Here is a 14660-nt window from a genome sequence, read left to right as displayed (position 1 = left end):
GAATTAAGCTTGATCTCTACTACAAGTTTAAAATTTCTTTATGTCCTCTTCACAAACTTGAAAAAACAAGCGCAAGCCTGCGCCCCTTTCTCTATTTTGTGTTAAAATAAAAGGTATGGACAAAATTATCAAAACTATCTCAGAAAATGGTTCTTTCCGCGCGTATGTGCTGGATAGCACAGAGACGGTTCGGACCGCTCAAGAAAAACATCAAACTCAAGCAAGTTCTACTGTTGCACTTGGCCGCACACTGATTGCCAGCCAGATTTTGGCTGCAAATGAAAAAGGCCAGACCAAGATTACCGTCAAGGTTCTCGGGACCAGCTCACTAGGTGCGATTATCACAGTGGCAGATACAGAGGGTAATGTCAAAGGCTATGTGCAAAATCCCGGTGTAGATATCAAAAAGACAGCCACTGGCGAAGTGCTGGTTGGTCCTTTTGTCGGCCAAGGCGAATTCCTCGTTATCACGGACTATGGCACGGGCAATCCTTACAACTCCATGACTCCTCTCATCTCTGGAGAAATCGGCGAAGACCTAGCTTTCTACCTAACCGAAAGCCAGCAGACACCTTCCGCAGTTGGCCTCAATGTTCTCTTAGATGAGAACGACAAAGTCAAGGTTGCCGGTGGTTTCTTGATACAAGTTCTGCCTGGTGCTAAGGAAGCTGAAATTGCCCGCTTTGAGAAGCGGATCCAAGAAATGCCTGCCATCTCAAAACTGCTGGAATCCGATGACCATATCGAAGCTCTGCTGGTTGCCATCTATGGTGATGAGCCATACAAACGCCTGTCTGAAGAAGAAATCCGCTTCCAGTGCGACTGTAGCAAAGAGCGCTTCATGAATGCCTTGGCTACCTTGCCAAAGACTGACTTGGAAGAGATGCGTGACCAGGACCAAGGAGCTGAAATCGTCTGTCAATTCTGCCAGACTGCCTATCACTTTGACCAAAATGACCTGGAGGAACTGATTCGTGACAAATCTTAATACCCCTTTTATGATCGGAAATGTCGAAATTCCCAACCGCACAGTTCTGGCACCTATGGCCGGCGTAACCAACTCTGCTTTCCGGACCATTGCCAAAGAGCTGGGAGCGGGCCTGGTCGTGATGGAAATGGTCTCTGACAAGGGCATCCAGTATAACAACGAAAAAACCCTCCACATGCTCCACATTGACGAGGGAGAAAATCCAGTCTCTATCCAACTTTTCGGTAGTGACGAAGATAGCTTAGCCCGCGCAGCAGAATTTATCCAAGAAAACACTAAAACGGACATCGTTGATATCAATATGGGCTGCCCGGTCAATAAAATCGTTAAAAATGAAGCTGGAGCCATGTGGCTTAAGGACCCCGAGAAAATCTACAAAATCATCAACAAAGTACAGTCAGTGCTAGATATTCCTCTGACAGTCAAGATGCGTACTGGCTGGTCCGACAGTTCACTGGCTGTAGAAAATGCTCTGGCAGCTGAAGCTGCTGGAGTCTCAGCCCTAGCTATGCACGGGCGGACCCGTGAGCAAATGTATACTGGTCATGCTGACCTTGAGACCTTGCACGATGTTGCGCAAGCTCTGACTAAGATCCCTTTCATCGCTAACGGAGATATCCGCAGCGTTCAAGAAGCCAAACAACGTATCGAAGAAGTCGGAGCTGATGCCGTTATGATAGGTCGAGCTGCTATGGGTAATCCTTACCTCTTCAACCAGATCAACCACTACTTTGAAACGGGTGAAATCCTTCCGGACTTGACCTTTGAAGATAAAATGAAAATTGCCCACGACCACCTTAAACGTTTGATTGATCTCAAAGGGGAACATATTGCCGTTCGAGAATTCCGAGGCCTAGCTCCACACTACCTGCGTGGAACATCCGGAGCTGCTAAACTACGAGGTGCGATTTCTCAAGCAAACACCCTTGCTGAAATTGAAGAGCTCTTGCAAATTCAAAAATAAAACAAAAGGAAGCCAATCGGACTTCCTTTTTGTTCTGTTTAGGGTTGAGTCACCACAACACTTGTTACTGAACCATCTGCTCCTGTTGTAATCTGCAGATTGGCATTGCCTGGCCCGCTTAACTGAGCATTGTATTTGCCATCATCCAGCGTATAAGAGTAGGAAGCGATGGAATAATTAGCTGTCTTTCCATCTGCAGACTGGACTGTGAATTGGCCGTTGCCTGATACAGTCACAGTATTTCCATTGGCATCCTTCCAAGTACCAGCAGCCGCTGAGAAATCTCCATCCACCATAGTCAAGACACCTTTATAGCGAGCATTGCTGGCTGCCTGCTTATTCTGAAGCTGGCGATTGCTTTCCGATGCTTGAGCTGGTTGAGTTGCTTGACTCTGAGTATTTTGTCGACCTGAAGCTTGCTGCGTTTGCGTTTGTTGGGCTTGAGGCGCTTCTACAGTAGACTGTTGCTGACTGGCAGAAGCTTCGACTTGTCCAGACTGGCCAACTGCTACTTCTGAAGAAGGTCGATTGCTAGCCTTAGAAGAAGAACTAGCCTTGCTGGATGACGCAGCTTTTGAGCTAGAGGAAGTCTGAACAGTCTTGCTAGAACTAGTACTTGTTGTGCTTTCTTCTTTCTTACCACATGCCCCTAAAAGCAGACCAGAAGCTAGAACTACAACTGCCATCATTTTTGTATAAGTACGTGTTTTCATCTTTTGCCTCCTTGTAACATTTAGAAATCTTTTTGTAATGTAATTGTAATACTATGTTTTTTATTTGTCAATCATTTATATAAAATTCTTTAAAAAGTTTCTACCCAAGCAAGTTCAAGCTTCTCATGCTACTTCTTTGGTCATGAGAAATTTGCTCCTACTTATCTATTCGTCATTAAAATAAGAAAAACAGGACAATTTTGTCCTGCAAGAGAAATATAACCTCGACTTTCTTTTAAGCCGTTTTTTCTGTCTTCAGCCGATAAACTTTTCTCGGCTTCTTCTTTGGCACGCGCTTGACACCAGCCTCTTCTAGGTATTCCCCAAATTTAACTAGAAAATTATTGCTGACAATAGGACGTCTAGGTGTGATGAGATTGACCAACTCAGTCCCTTCATAGACAGTAAAAGGTGATTCCAGTAAATGAAGAAATGTTGGATTCCAGTCCAGTCGTCCCTGAATCCGTTTAATAGATTCTAGTAGGATTTGGTAGTGATCAAAAGCAAAGTCCTCTGCTTTCAAAAGCCGCTCTCCGTCCCTAAAGCTCCTTGTCTTAAAGTCCACATCAAGAAAGGTGACTTCTTTAGCATCATCGCCAGCTTGTACTTGATCTACTGCTATAGCCGGAAGATAAACCAAGTGGGAAATCGTAATGATCCATCCGCGTGGATCACGTCCTGGTGTAGAAACCGTCATCAGCTGTTCCACCTTTTCCAGCGGTATCTCAAGCCCCACCTCTTCTTTGACTTCCCGAATGCAGGCTTGATAGGCATCCTCATGCTTGTCCACAAAGCCTCCGACTAGGGCATATTTATTTTGATAAGGATGGGCCTTGCGCTTGATGACCAAGAGTTTTATCTGCCCTTCCACGAAGCAGTATGCCACCATATCTGCTGTTACACTCGGAGTCTCATATTTTGGCAAATCCTGAGTCTTGTACCATTCCAAAAAGGCGGATTCATCCGCCATTGTTTCATAATATTCTTTTTCTGTCATACCAGATGGAATAGCCTGTTTGGTCATAAGTATCTTATCCTTTTCTATCAAAAATCCTCCAAATCTTGCTCTAAGCCTTCTTCACTGCCTTGGTCCACTGATACCACCCGACGATACTATTGAGGGTATAGACCCAGTACATAGCCTGTATGTGAAAGTTGCTACCCCACCAGAGATAGATACTGAAGAGATTGGTCGCAATCCAGAAAATCCACTGCTCACGGTAGAGACCAGTCATGAGAAGCTGACCGATACCATTGGTCGCATCTGTCACACTATCACGGAAAGGACGGTGACTTTGAATGCTTTTATAGGCAAAGCCCATACCAATCCAAATCAAGGCCGTCAAGGCCAGGTATTTAAGCCAGCCACGCCAGTCTAACTTCTTAGCTTCAAAATGAGAAGGTTCTTCCTTATCTTGCTCATTAACCCGGTTGGACAGCCAAGTATAAAGGCCGATTGGCTGCATGATAAAGAAGTAAATTGTTGTCAGTACTTCACCATAAAAACTAGCCTTGAAGGACAATATGAGGTAAATTGCGGAATTTACAGCCCCAAAAATGTAGTTGCTAGCCCGACCTTCAGCTACTAGGATTACACAGACGATGCCCGTCCAGGAAGCAAAGAGTCCCAGCCAATCATGCTTCGCCTGGCCACTGGTAAACTCCAGAATGAAAGGCAGACTGGAAAGAGCAAGTAAATAGAGCCATTGAGCCAAGCTACGGCCACCAAATAGGTCCTGCCAGAGCAATTTTGTAATCCCCTTAATGCCCTGCTTTTTAGCTACGGCACAGACATTACGGAAATTCCGAGCAAAGGTTTGAGTTTTTTGTTTCAGTCCTGCGCAGAGAGCTTCAGGAGAGAGTTTTTGATTTTTTATTTCCATTCTATTCTACCACTTTCTTTTTTAATCTGCTTGATAAATCCTGTTGATTGCTTCTTTGGCCATCTCATAATTGTCCAGATAACTGCCAGCTAGATAGACTGTCGGATGATCAGGCAAGTACTGATCTTTCAGCTTTTTCAGATAGCTTGAAAAATCACTGCGGATAGCCTCGTCTGCCATGCTCATATCGCGAAAGCCATCATTGACATAGGTCCCAACTGGCTCAGCAAAGAGAATCAAATCCCATTTTTCCTTGGATAAGATGCTGACAAAGAGATTATCAAAAGTATCTGTCTCTTCGTCCTGAACCGGACTTTCTTTCAGATAGTAATCATAGTAAGCCTTGGTTACCAGTGAATTTGTATCAGCCACTACCAGACCACGGTTAGCGCTGCTGTCAATGAGGCGAGAAGTCTGAGCGTATTGTCCCAGAAGTAGATAATAGTAGTCTTTAGGGGTCAGTTCATCATCTCGTACGTTATTTTGAATCTGGTATTCTCGAGCATATTCCAGACTAACTGGAGCATCATAATAGCGAGCCAAATCCTTAGCCAAGGTCGTTTTACCATTGCTGGCGCTACCCATGATCAGCACTTTCTTGGTAAAGTGACGGCGGAATGGTTGGGCCATATATTTCCAATAACGACTAGGATTTTCTCGAATCATGGTAGCGGAAATGCCAACCTGACGCTCTTCCAAGGAGCTTTCAAACCCTCGTCTGTTCAGCTCTGCCAAGTAATCAGCCTCTCCGACATAGAAGATCAACTCCTCGCGTTCAGAATCATAACCCACCAAGTCTAATAAAGCCGACAACCACTGGTCCCAACCCAGAGGATAGCGAGGAAAAGAAGTTTCGTCCAGTTTGTAAACCTGAGTCAATTCATCATCTGCGAAAGTTTCTCGCGTATAGCGGAAACGCTTCTGCAGAGACAGGCCTACTTCCTCCCCACGGTCACCTTGATAACCAGAAACCACCACGCGCACCTTGTCGTAAGAACGCTTAGCCTTCTGAATCAAATCGATATGCCCCTGATGCAAGGGAGCAAAGGTTCCAAAGACGATTGCAATTTTTTCTTTCATAGCCACACCTTTTTATTGTTTTTTATATTTTTATTTTTTCTATGTTTTTATTATAAACTATATTTTTGTTTTGTCAATAGTTTTTATAAAATTTTATAAAAATATTTTTAAACTCAAATATCAAACTTAAAATTAAAAAAGCCCTGATAATTGTTATATCAGAGCTTTCCTTATGTTTTTTTACAATTGTTCATCAAGATTACTGCGATCTTCTTTAGAATTTAGGCTATATCAAACTTCAACTGACCTGCCTTAACCCCCACTTTCAAAGTCTGACCAGCTTGTAAATCCCCAGTTAATAGCAGTTCTGCTAGTTTGTCTTCAACTTTGGTTTGCAGAGTCCTACGAAGAGGTCTAGCCCCCATTTCTACATCATATCCTTCTTTAGCTAGTAGTTTCAAGGCACTAGCTTGGAATTTTAGTTGGATATTCTTTTCAGCTAGACTGGCAACCAGAGGTTTAACCATCACTTTGACAACCTCCTGCATATGGTCTGCTGACAAGCTATGGAAGACGACTTTTTCATCAATCCGGTTAATAAATTCTGGACGGTATGTCTTTTTGAGCTCTTCTAACATTCGTTTTTCCATATTTGCATGATCCAAGCGAATGTCGCGCGCTCCAAAGCCGACCGTCTTATCATCACGCAAACTGGTTGCTCCTAGATTGCTGGTCATGATAATAATCGTATTTGAAAAATCAATCTTTCGTCCCTTACTATCAGTCAATACACCATCATCTAAAACCTGCAGAAGGACATTGAAAATATCCGGATGAGCTTTTTCAACTTCGTCAAATAAGAGGACGGAATATGGTCGGTTGCGAACTTTCTCTGTTAATTCGCCTCCTTCTTCATAGCCGACGTAGCCTGGAGGCGCTCCATTGAGACGACTAGCTACAAATTTCTCCATGTATTCACTCATATCAAAACGAATGAGAGCTGATTCGTCGTCAAAGAGGGTTTCTGCCAGAGCCTTAGCTAACTCGGTCTTACCAACCCCAGTTGGTCCCAAGAACATAAAGGAACCAATCGGTCGCTTATTCGCTCGAATACCTGACTGATTACGACGAATTGCGCGACTAATAGCTGATATAGCTTCATCTTGGCCAATCACCCGCTTATGCAATTCTTCTTCTAAGTGCAAATATTTTTTAGCATCTGTCTGAGTCAATTTTTGGACTGGAATACCAGACAGGCGACTGAGAGTTGTCAAAATGTCTGTTTCCTCTACCTTCAAATTACTTGATAGAGGTTGATTTTCTTCCTTGATCAAGCGACTAAGTTTATTGAACTGACCAGCTATAATTGCTCGATCTGCTGGACTCAAATCCTCTTGTGCATGACTCTGAGGACCATTGTTACGTACTGTAGCACTTGCTTCATCTAACAGATCAATTGCTGAATCTGGCAGATGCTTACTTGTCAAATAACGGTGGGCATATTTTACAGCTGTTTCAATGGCTTGATCTGTAATCGTTACCTTATGATGGGCTTCATAGTTTTCTTTTAGCCCCTTAAGGATAGCAATGCTGTCAGCCACACTTGGTTCTTCAATACTGATCTTAGCGAAGCGCCGAGATAGAGCAGCGTCTTTTTCAATATGCTTTTGGTATTCTTCTTGAGTTGTAGCTCCTATCGTACGCAGTGTTCCGCGAGCCAGAGCAGGTTTAAGGATATTCGCAGCATCCATCGTAGAATCAATACCACTACCAGATCCCATAATCGTATGAAGCTCATCGATAAAGAGGATGACCTTACCATCTTTCTCAATATCGTCGATGATATTGTTCATACGCTCTTCAAAATCCCCACGGAAACGAGTCCCTGCGACTACATTCATTAAATCAAGCTCTAGAACCCGCATTTTGGCTAGTTCGTGTGGAACTTGACCAGAAGCTACACGCTGGGCCAAACCGAGAGCTAGAGCAGTTTTACCAACTCCAGCATCCCCAACTAAGACAGGATTATTCTTCGTCTTGCGGCTGAGAACCTGAATCATCCGAGAGATTTCCTGATCTCGACCAACAACAGGCTCTAGCTGACCTGAACGAGCTAATTCCGTCAAGTCTCGTGTGTAATCTTCTAGACCACCACTCTGAGTAGGAGGCATCCCCATCATGTTTGCCATGTTTTGCTTGGCTTGATTAAAACCTTTATGAAGACTGCGGATTGCTTTTAAATCATTCTTAGTCCAGCCAGACTTTTGTTCCAGATTTCTCCGCAAATCATTAATGCGCAAGACTCCTTCTTTGTCTTCATAACTAAAGCCGACAAATTCCAAAATACGAGTTGCTAGGGTTCCTCTGTCGCTGATGATAGAGTATAAGATATGTTCAGTTCCGACTTCCTTTGCGTGAGTAGCTTCGGCTATTGCTTTTGCCTCCTTAAAAAGAGTCGTCAAGCGATGAGAAAAAGGCAGGATACTAAATCGCCCTTCCTTCTGATAAGATTTCCCTACCACATGGTAAGCAGCATCCTCAAAATGATCAATTTCTAGCGGATAATCGTTTAAAACTGAGCCTGCTACGCTGTACGGATAATTAGAAAAAGCAATCAAGAGATGCCATGACTCTAAATACTCAGATTCAAAATGACTAGCCAGTTGCTGGGCTTCTTCTATACTAACAATCAAGGCTTTCGAATATTTCATTTCTATTTAAGTTCCTTTTCTATCAAGTTGTTGTAATACTTTCTTTAACATACGAGCGCGAATTATTGGAGCATCTACTCCTAAAACACAATCAGACGATATAGCCAAAAGAAGGTTGCCTTCACGTTCCGACATAATTCTTTCATCAAACAAGAGTTGAATAATATCTGTAAAGAACTGTTGGCTCACTTGCTCTCCAATACGATCGAATAACTCACATATCATCTGATGGCGGTCAGAAAACTCGACCTTTCCAATTCGAATGTAGCCACCGCCACCTCGCTTACTTTCGACAACGTAGCCCCGGCTTTCAGTAAAGCGAGTCTTAATCACATAATTAATTTGACTGGGAACAACCTGGAAGACATCAGCCAACTCGCTCCGTTTCAACTCAACCATACCTGCCTGCTCTAAAATTGCTTTAATATAGGCTTCGATATTATCTGAAGTATTCTTACCGCTCATGATCTTCCTTTCTAGTCAATCTTATTATTTTTAATCGCTCTTTCATTAAACATTAGACACTGATTTCTAGCTTCACAAAAGTATCTTTGACATTGACTATCTTTGACTAATATTATACCGAAAAAGTCCTTATTTTGAAAGGAAAAGGGATGGTAAAAGGTCTGATAATTCAAACTAGTGAAAAAGCTTTATAAAAGAGCAGATTCTTAGCTGTAACCGCTTGCAATTAACTTTTAAAGCGTTATAATATAGGCGGAAATGTACAGAAAGAATAGGTACCTTACCTATTCACAATTATCTCAAAAGGAGGAATGTCCAATGACGCTAGATTGGCTCACTTATACTCGCCACGTGCTCACTTGGTTGCTTTCAACCTTGTTCCTATACACAGTATTTTCTGCCCATTATGTCAATGTCCAGATTGCCATATTGGTTGCCTGCTTCTTTATCCCCTTCTTATTTGAACAGGCCAAGATGAAACAGAAAACAAAGTGGACTCTTAATCTACTCATTACACTCGCTACTGTGATAGGAATCCTATTCACTCAGAAGTTTAGAATTACTTTTACCTATTCTCAAATTACTCATCTCTTAATTTTTGGTATTCTTCTAATTTTTATTGATGCTGTGATTTCACATAGCAACTTGATGAGAAGAGTGGCTAAATAGAATAAAGCACATTAGAAAGCTTTTGATATATACAAGAGCTTAGGCTTATAAAGATAAAACGGGACAAAATCAATCTTGTCCCGTTCTTTTTATGATAGTAGATTCTTAGTTTTGTCCAAGAGCTGCTGCCATTGTTGCTGCAACTTCTGATTCAAAGTCGTTAGCGGCTTTTTCGATACCTTCACCAACTTCAAAGCGAGCGAACTCAACTACTGAAGCATTTACTGATTCAAGGTAAGCTTCAACTGTCTTGCTGTCATCCATGATGTAAACTTGTGCAAGAAGTGTATATGCTTGGTCAACTTTAGTGTTGTCAAGCATGAAGCGATCCATTTTACCTGGGATGATCTTGTCCCAGATCTTTTCTGGTTTACCTTCAGCAGCCAACTCAGCCTTGATGTCTTCTTCAGCTTGAGCAACAACTGCATCAGTCAATTGAGCTTTTGATCCATACTTCAAGTGCGGAAGAGCTGGTTTACCAACCATTGCGCGGCTTTCGTTATCTTGATCAATAGCATGGTTCAATTGTGCTAATTCATCTTTAACAAATTGCTCATCCAATTCTTTGTATGAAAGAACAGTTGGTTTCATCGCAGCGATATGCATAGAAATTTGTTTAGCAAGAGCTTCGTCTCCGCCTTCGATAACGGAGATAACACCGATACGGCCACCATTGTGTTGGTAAGCACCAAAGTGTTGTGCATCTGTTTTTTCGATCAAAGCAAAGCGACGGAATGAGATTTTTTCTCCGATAGTTGCAGTTGCAGATACGTATGCAGCTTCAAGAGTTTCACCTGAAGGCATTGTCAAAGCAAGTGCTTCTTCGTTGTTAGCTGGTTTGCCTTCAGCGATTACTTTCGCAGTTGCATTTACCAAGTCAACAAATTGAGCATTTTTTGCAACGAAGTCAGTTTCAGCGTTTACTTCAACTACTGCTGCAACATTACCGTTAACAAATACACCAGTCAAACCTTCAGCAGCAACACGGTCAGCCTTCTTAGCTGCTTTTGCCATACCTTTTTCGCGAAGCAATTCAATCGCTTTTTCGATGTCACCATCAGTTTCAACTAGGGCTTTCTTAGCGTCCATGACACCAGCACCAGATTTTTCACGCAACTCTTTAACAAGTTTAGCTGTAATTTCTGCCATTTTGTTTCTCCTATATTTTTTAAAAATAGGAGGGCCGGGCTAAGCCCCGCCCTCCTAGGTAATTACTAATTATTTGAATTAAGCGTTGTCGCCTTCTACAACTTCAACGATTTCTTCGATTGAGTCTGCTTGAGTTTCAGTTGCAGCCAATTCAGCTTCTACTGACTCAACACTGTCTTCACCTTGACGACCTTCGATAATAGCGTCAGCCATTTTCGCAGTGATCAATTTAACAGCGCGGATAGCGTCATCGTTAGAAGGAATGATTACATCGATATCGTCTGGATCTGTGTTTGTATCAACCATCGCAACCACTGGGATACCAAGCTTCTTAGCTTCTTTAACAGCGATTTGCTCTTTATGTGGGTCAACTACGTACATTACATCTGGGATGCGTGGCATTTCTTCGATACCACCCAAGAATTTTTCAAGACGTGCACGTTGTTTGTTAAGAAGAGCTACTTCTTTCTTAGGAAGAACTTCGAAAGTTCCGTCTTCTTCCATACGTTTGATTTCTTTCAAACGAGCTACACGTTTTTGGATAGTAGACCAGTTTGTAAGAGTTCCACCCAACCAACGGTGGTTGATGTAGTATTGACCAGCGCGTTCTGCTTCATCTTTTACAGCTTCAGCAGCTTGCTTTTTAGTACCAACAAACAAGATGATTGCATCGTTTGCAGCTGCATCACGGATGAAATCATATGCTTGGTCTGCATATTTTACAGTTTGTTGCAAGTCAATAACGTGGATACCGTTACGCTCTGTGAAGATGTACTTAGCCATCTTAGGGTTCCAGCGACGAGTTTGGTGACCAAAGTGAACACCAGCCTCAAGAAGTTGTTTCATTGAAATTACTGCCATGAGTAAATTCTCCTTTTTGTTTTTTTCCTCTTTTAGATTTCAGCTCGCAGGACAACCCAAGGGCAACAGTCCCACAATTCATCTAAAATGAGTATTTTGCCATTTGCACGGCATCTATTATGATAACAGAATTTCAAGAATTTGACAAGCTCTTTTGCTTTATTTTTCCTCGAAAACCTTGATTTTATCAGCATTTATTTTTCTAGTTTTCAGTATTATTTCATTTTCTTAGACTCAAGTGTATTGACGAAAATCCTTTTTTAAGGTAAAATAGTAAAGGTTGAGGCGGTATAGCCAAGTGGTAAGGCACGGCTCTGCAAAAGCTTGATCGTCGGTTCAAATCCGTCTACCGCCTTATATTACCTGATTTATCAGGAAACATCTGAACATAAAGCTCGTAAAATCGGGCTTTTTTCATTTGACGCTAGATTTTAAGCCTATCTCTTAAGTTAGGATTCAAAAAGAGGCTGAGATATTCTCTCAGCCTCTTTTTATAGCATTTTTACTAATTCTCTGTTTTGAGAAAAGCAGTAGAATTAAAGACAAATGCCTTCTATTTTTCAACCTAATTCTTAGTGTTTTTTACGACGGAAGTTAAAGAAGGCTGTTACACTTGCAAGAACAAGTCCTAATAGAGCCGCAAGGCCATTTGCATGTTCACCAGTGTTTGGAAGGTTCTTCTTCTCTTCTGCGTTTCTATTTACTCTAGAGTATTGAGGTTGTTGTGGACGGTCTGTTTGACCTGATTGACTACTTGTAGCAGCATCTGATCCTGGTTTCGCTTGATCCTTAGGATCTTGAACTTTACCAGTTGAATCTTGAGCTTTTCCTTTAGAATCTTGAGCTTTGTCTGATGGATCTTTTTGATCTTGACTAGCATTTGATTGGCTGCTACCAGATTCCTTAGCACCAATTTCAACTACTTGAGTGATTGGTGTTTTCGTAATCTGTTCGTCTCTGGCAACTCGGCTTGTTTCAACACCATTTGTCTTAGTAATTGTGTAGACAACAGTCTTTTCACCATCAACACCAGCAATCTTGATCCGTTTTGTTCCTTTTGGAAGATCTGGATTGCTTAAAGTGATAGTGCCATGGTAAATAACTTGAGTTTCAGTCACGTTTTCAGTTGTAACAACTGGAGCAGTAGCTTTCTTAGTGCCTACTTCAACAACTTCATCAACTGCTGGAGTTGTGATAGTGTTGGATTTCTCTACACGACCTGTTTCAACACCGTCTGCGTAGGTTACCGTGTAAACAATGGTACGAACTCCCTTCTTACCTGGGTTTGTCACATTGCGAACACCTTCTGGAAGAGCTGGATTTGGAACTTCTTTGACTTGGAAGTCTACTTCTTCAGTCTTAGTTTCTTCCTTAGTGGTAATGACTGGACCAGTACCTTCTTCGATGACTTCGTCAACAGCTGGTTTTGTCACAGTTTCTGACTTCTTAACCTTGCTAACTTCTTGGCCATCAGCTTTAGTAACAGTATAAGTTACTTCCTTCTCTCCATCTACTCCTTGAACTTTTACGTTTCTTGTGCCTTTTGGTAGAGCTGGATTTGGAACTGTAGAGCTACCATGTTTGATAACTTCTTTTTCTACTACTTCTTCGGTTGTAGTAACTACGCCTTTCTTAGTTCCTACTTCAACGACTTCATCAACTGCTGGAGTTGTGATTTCGTTTGATTTCACTACACGACCTGTTTCTTTGCCGTCAGTGTAGGTTACTGTCTCAACGATTGTACGAACACCCTTCTTACCTGGAGTTGTCACATTGCGGACACCTTCTGGAAGTGCTGGATTTGGAACTTCTTTGACTTGGAAATCTACTTCTTCAGTCTTAGTTTCTTCCTTAGTAGTAATAACTGCACCGGTACCTTCTTCGATGACTTCGTCAACAGCTGGTTTTGTCACTTTCTCTGACTTCTTAACCTTGCTAACTTGTACGCCATCAGCTTTCGTAACTGTGTAAGTTACTTCCTTCTCTCCATCTACACCTTGAACTTTTGTGTTTCTTGTGCCTTTTGGTAGAGCTGGATTTTTAACTGTAGAGCTACCATGTTTGATAACTTCTTTTTCTACTACTTCTTCAGTTGTAGTAACTGCACCGGTACCTTCTTCGATGACTTCGTCAACAGCTGGTTTTGTCACTTTCTCTGACTTCTTAACCTTGCTAACTTGTACGCCATCAGCTTTCGTAACTGTGTAAGTTACTTCCTTCTCTCCATCTACACCTTGAACTTTTACATTTCTTGTGCCTTTTGGTAGAGCTGGATTTTGTTCAGTTCGGCTACCATGCTTGATAACTTCTTTTTCCACTACTTCTTCAGTTGTAGTAACTGCACCGGTACCTTCTTCGATGACTTCGTCAACAGCTGGTTTTGTCACTTTCTCTGACTTCTTAACCTTGCTAACTTGTACGCCATCAGCTTTCGTAACTGTGTAAGTTACTTCCTTCTCTCCATCTACACCTTGAACTTTTACATTTCTTGTGCCTTTTGGTAGAGCTGGATTTGGAACTGTAGAGCTACCATGCTTGATAACTTCTTTTTCTACTACTTCTTCAGTTGTAGTAACTGCACCGGTACCTTCTTCGATGACTTCGTCAACAGCTGGTTTAATAACTGTTTCAGACTTTTTCACACGGCCTGTTTCCTTGCCATCTGTTAAAGTGATTGTGTAGACAACTTCCTTTTCACCATTGACACCTTGAACTTTTGTGTTTCTTGTGCCTTTTGGTAGAGCTGGATTTTTAACTGTTGAAGATCCATAAGGGATTGGTTCTTTGACTGTAACGTCCTGAGTGGTGATCTCTGGTTGAGGTTTTGGTGATTCACCATTTAGAAGGGCTTGAGCTTTTGCTTTTAAAGCTTGGTAACGAGCTTCGTACTTGGCAAAACCTTTCTTGCCTTCTTCACTCTTGATCGCATTAACTGCTTCAGTATGAGCCTCGTCAACCTCTTCTAATAAAGCTTCCAAATTTTCCTTAGATTCATCATCGGTCGCATCAAATTTAGCAATAGTTCCTTCAAGTTCTGATAATTTCGCACGGAGATTATTTGCTGCTTGCGCTTCTGCTGCATCTGGAATTTCCTCATCCTCTCCAGGCACTTCCTCTGCATAGACAGTAGGTACATGTGTCAGCTCAGGATATTTATAAACGGCTACTGCTCCCAAAGCATTAACAGCTAGCACTGAGATTCCTAACTTAATTAACTTTTTTCTATCCATAATGATT

The 14660-nt window shown here is 41.9% G+C and carries 12 protein-coding genes and 1 tRNA gene; 4 read left to right on the top strand and 9 right to left on the bottom strand.

The window, feature by feature from the left end; all coding sequences use genetic code 11:
• Positions 1–115: 115 nt before the first annotated feature.
• Complete coding sequence (hslO, locus tag HMPREF0847_RS07725; protein WP_008809914.1) at positions 116–988, top strand: Hsp33 family molecular chaperone HslO; 873 nt, start codon at positions 116–118, stop codon at positions 986–988.
• A complete protein-coding gene (dusB, locus tag HMPREF0847_RS07720) occupies positions 975–1952 on the top strand; it encodes a tRNA dihydrouridine synthase DusB (RefSeq protein ID WP_008809915.1) in 978 nt (325 codons plus the stop codon). Before hslO ends, dusB begins: the two co-directional genes overlap by 14 nt.
• A 38-nt stretch (positions 1953–1990) precedes the next feature.
• Here dusB and HMPREF0847_RS07715 read toward each other — a convergent pair whose 3' ends face one another.
• The 6 genes from HMPREF0847_RS07715 to HMPREF0847_RS07690 form a co-directional block, all read right to left on the bottom strand.
• Positions 1991–2665 (bottom strand): DUF6287 domain-containing protein, encoded by a 675-nt coding sequence (locus HMPREF0847_RS07715; RefSeq protein WP_008809916.1) that lies wholly within the window; start codon positions 2663–2665, stop codon positions 1991–1993.
• Positions 2666–2900: 235 nt separating this feature from the next.
• On the bottom strand, positions 2901–3689 hold the full coding sequence (locus HMPREF0847_RS07710; RefSeq protein WP_008809917.1) for an NUDIX domain-containing protein: 789 nt from the start codon (positions 3687–3689) through the stop codon (positions 2901–2903).
• Between the two features lie 43 nt (positions 3690–3732).
• Positions 3733–4548 (bottom strand): nicotinamide riboside transporter PnuC, encoded by an 816-nt coding sequence (gene pnuC / locus HMPREF0847_RS07705; protein WP_008809918.1) that lies wholly within the window; start codon positions 4546–4548, stop codon positions 3733–3735.
• Positions 4549–4569: 21 nt separating this feature from the next.
• The gene (locus HMPREF0847_RS07700; RefSeq protein WP_008809919.1) at positions 4570–5628 is read right to left on the bottom strand and encodes an AAA family ATPase; all 1059 of its coding nucleotides are present in this window, start codon (positions 5626–5628) and stop codon (positions 4570–4572) included.
• A 221-nt stretch (positions 5629–5849) separates the two neighbouring features.
• Positions 5850–8279, bottom strand: coding sequence for an ATP-dependent Clp protease ATP-binding subunit (locus HMPREF0847_RS07695; protein ID WP_008809920.1), 2430 nt, complete (start codon positions 8277–8279; stop codon positions 5850–5852).
• A 6-nt stretch (positions 8280–8285) separates the two neighbouring features.
• A complete protein-coding gene (locus HMPREF0847_RS07690; RefSeq protein ID WP_008809921.1) occupies positions 8286–8744 on the bottom strand; it encodes a CtsR family transcriptional regulator in 459 nt (152 codons plus the stop codon).
• 318 nt (positions 8745–9062) lie between these two features.
• On the opposite strand from HMPREF0847_RS07690, the gene HMPREF0847_RS07685 reads away from it, so the two are divergent.
• Positions 9063–9413: a hypothetical protein gene (locus tag HMPREF0847_RS07685; protein ID WP_008809922.1), complete on the top strand. Its 351-nt coding sequence runs from the start codon at positions 9063–9065 to the stop codon at positions 9411–9413.
• 105 nt (positions 9414–9518) lie between these two features.
• Here HMPREF0847_RS07685 and tsf read toward each other — a convergent pair whose 3' ends face one another.
• Positions 9519–10562: a translation elongation factor Ts gene (gene tsf / locus HMPREF0847_RS07680; protein WP_008809923.1), complete on the bottom strand. Its 1044-nt coding sequence runs from the start codon at positions 10560–10562 to the stop codon at positions 9519–9521.
• A gap of 78 nt (positions 10563–10640) precedes the next feature.
• Entirely contained in the window at positions 10641–11423 is a 783-nt protein-coding gene (rpsB, locus tag HMPREF0847_RS07675) for a 30S ribosomal protein S2 (RefSeq protein WP_008809924.1), read from the bottom strand.
• 284 nt (positions 11424–11707) lie between these two features.
• Between rpsB and HMPREF0847_RS07670 the strand changes: the two genes are divergently transcribed.
• Positions 11708–11778, top strand: a tRNA-Cys gene (locus HMPREF0847_RS07670).
• 217 nt (positions 11779–11995) lie between these two features.
• Here the strand turns inward: HMPREF0847_RS07670 and HMPREF0847_RS07665 are convergent.
• On the bottom strand, positions 11996–14653 hold the full coding sequence (locus HMPREF0847_RS07665; protein WP_020992768.1) for a G5 domain-containing protein: 2658 nt from the start codon (positions 14651–14653) through the stop codon (positions 11996–11998).
• Positions 14654–14660 lie beyond the last annotated feature (7 nt).

This window comes from Streptococcus sp. 2_1_36FAA, from assembly GCF_000161955.2.
In the GTDB taxonomy this organism is placed as follows: domain Bacteria; phylum Bacillota; class Bacilli; order Lactobacillales; family Streptococcaceae; genus Streptococcus; species Streptococcus gordonii.
Note: the sequence above shows the minus strand (reverse complement) of the source record. Positions and strands in the feature narration are given on the sequence as shown.

What these genes read in the sequence shown, in the direction of transcription:
- HMPREF0847_RS07685 (WP_008809922.1), top strand. Translation starts at nt 9,063, where the DNA reads ATGACGCTAGATTGGCTCACTTATACTCGCCACGTGCTCACTTGGTTG.
- HMPREF0847_RS07665 (WP_020992768.1), bottom strand. Translation starts at nt 14,653, where the DNA reads ATGGATAGAAAAAAGTTAATTAAGTTAGGAATCTCAGTGCTAGCTGTT.
- HMPREF0847_RS07695 (WP_008809920.1), bottom strand. Translation starts at nt 8,279, where the DNA reads ATGAAATATTCGAAAGCCTTGATTGTTAGTATAGAAGAAGCCCAGCAA.
- HMPREF0847_RS07715 (WP_008809916.1), bottom strand. Translation starts at nt 2,665, where the DNA reads ATGAAAACACGTACTTATACAAAAATGATGGCAGTTGTAGTTCTAGCT.
- HMPREF0847_RS07690 (WP_008809921.1), bottom strand. Translation starts at nt 8,744, where the DNA reads ATGAGCGGTAAGAATACTTCAGATAATATCGAAGCCTATATTAAAGCA.
- HMPREF0847_RS07710 (WP_008809917.1), bottom strand. Translation starts at nt 3,689, where the DNA reads ATGACCAAACAGGCTATTCCATCTGGTATGACAGAAAAAGAATATTAT.
- hslO (WP_008809914.1), top strand. Translation starts at nt 116, where the DNA reads ATGGACAAAATTATCAAAACTATCTCAGAAAATGGTTCTTTCCGCGCG.
- HMPREF0847_RS07700 (WP_008809919.1), bottom strand. Translation starts at nt 5,628, where the DNA reads ATGAAAGAAAAAATTGCAATCGTCTTTGGAACCTTTGCTCCCTTGCAT.
- tsf (WP_008809923.1), bottom strand. Translation starts at nt 10,562, where the DNA reads ATGGCAGAAATTACAGCTAAACTTGTTAAAGAGTTGCGTGAAAAATCT.
- pnuC (WP_008809918.1), bottom strand. Translation starts at nt 4,548, where the DNA reads ATGGAAATAAAAAATCAAAAACTCTCTCCTGAAGCTCTCTGCGCAGGA.
- rpsB (WP_008809924.1), bottom strand. Translation starts at nt 11,423, where the DNA reads ATGGCAGTAATTTCAATGAAACAACTTCTTGAGGCTGGTGTTCACTTT.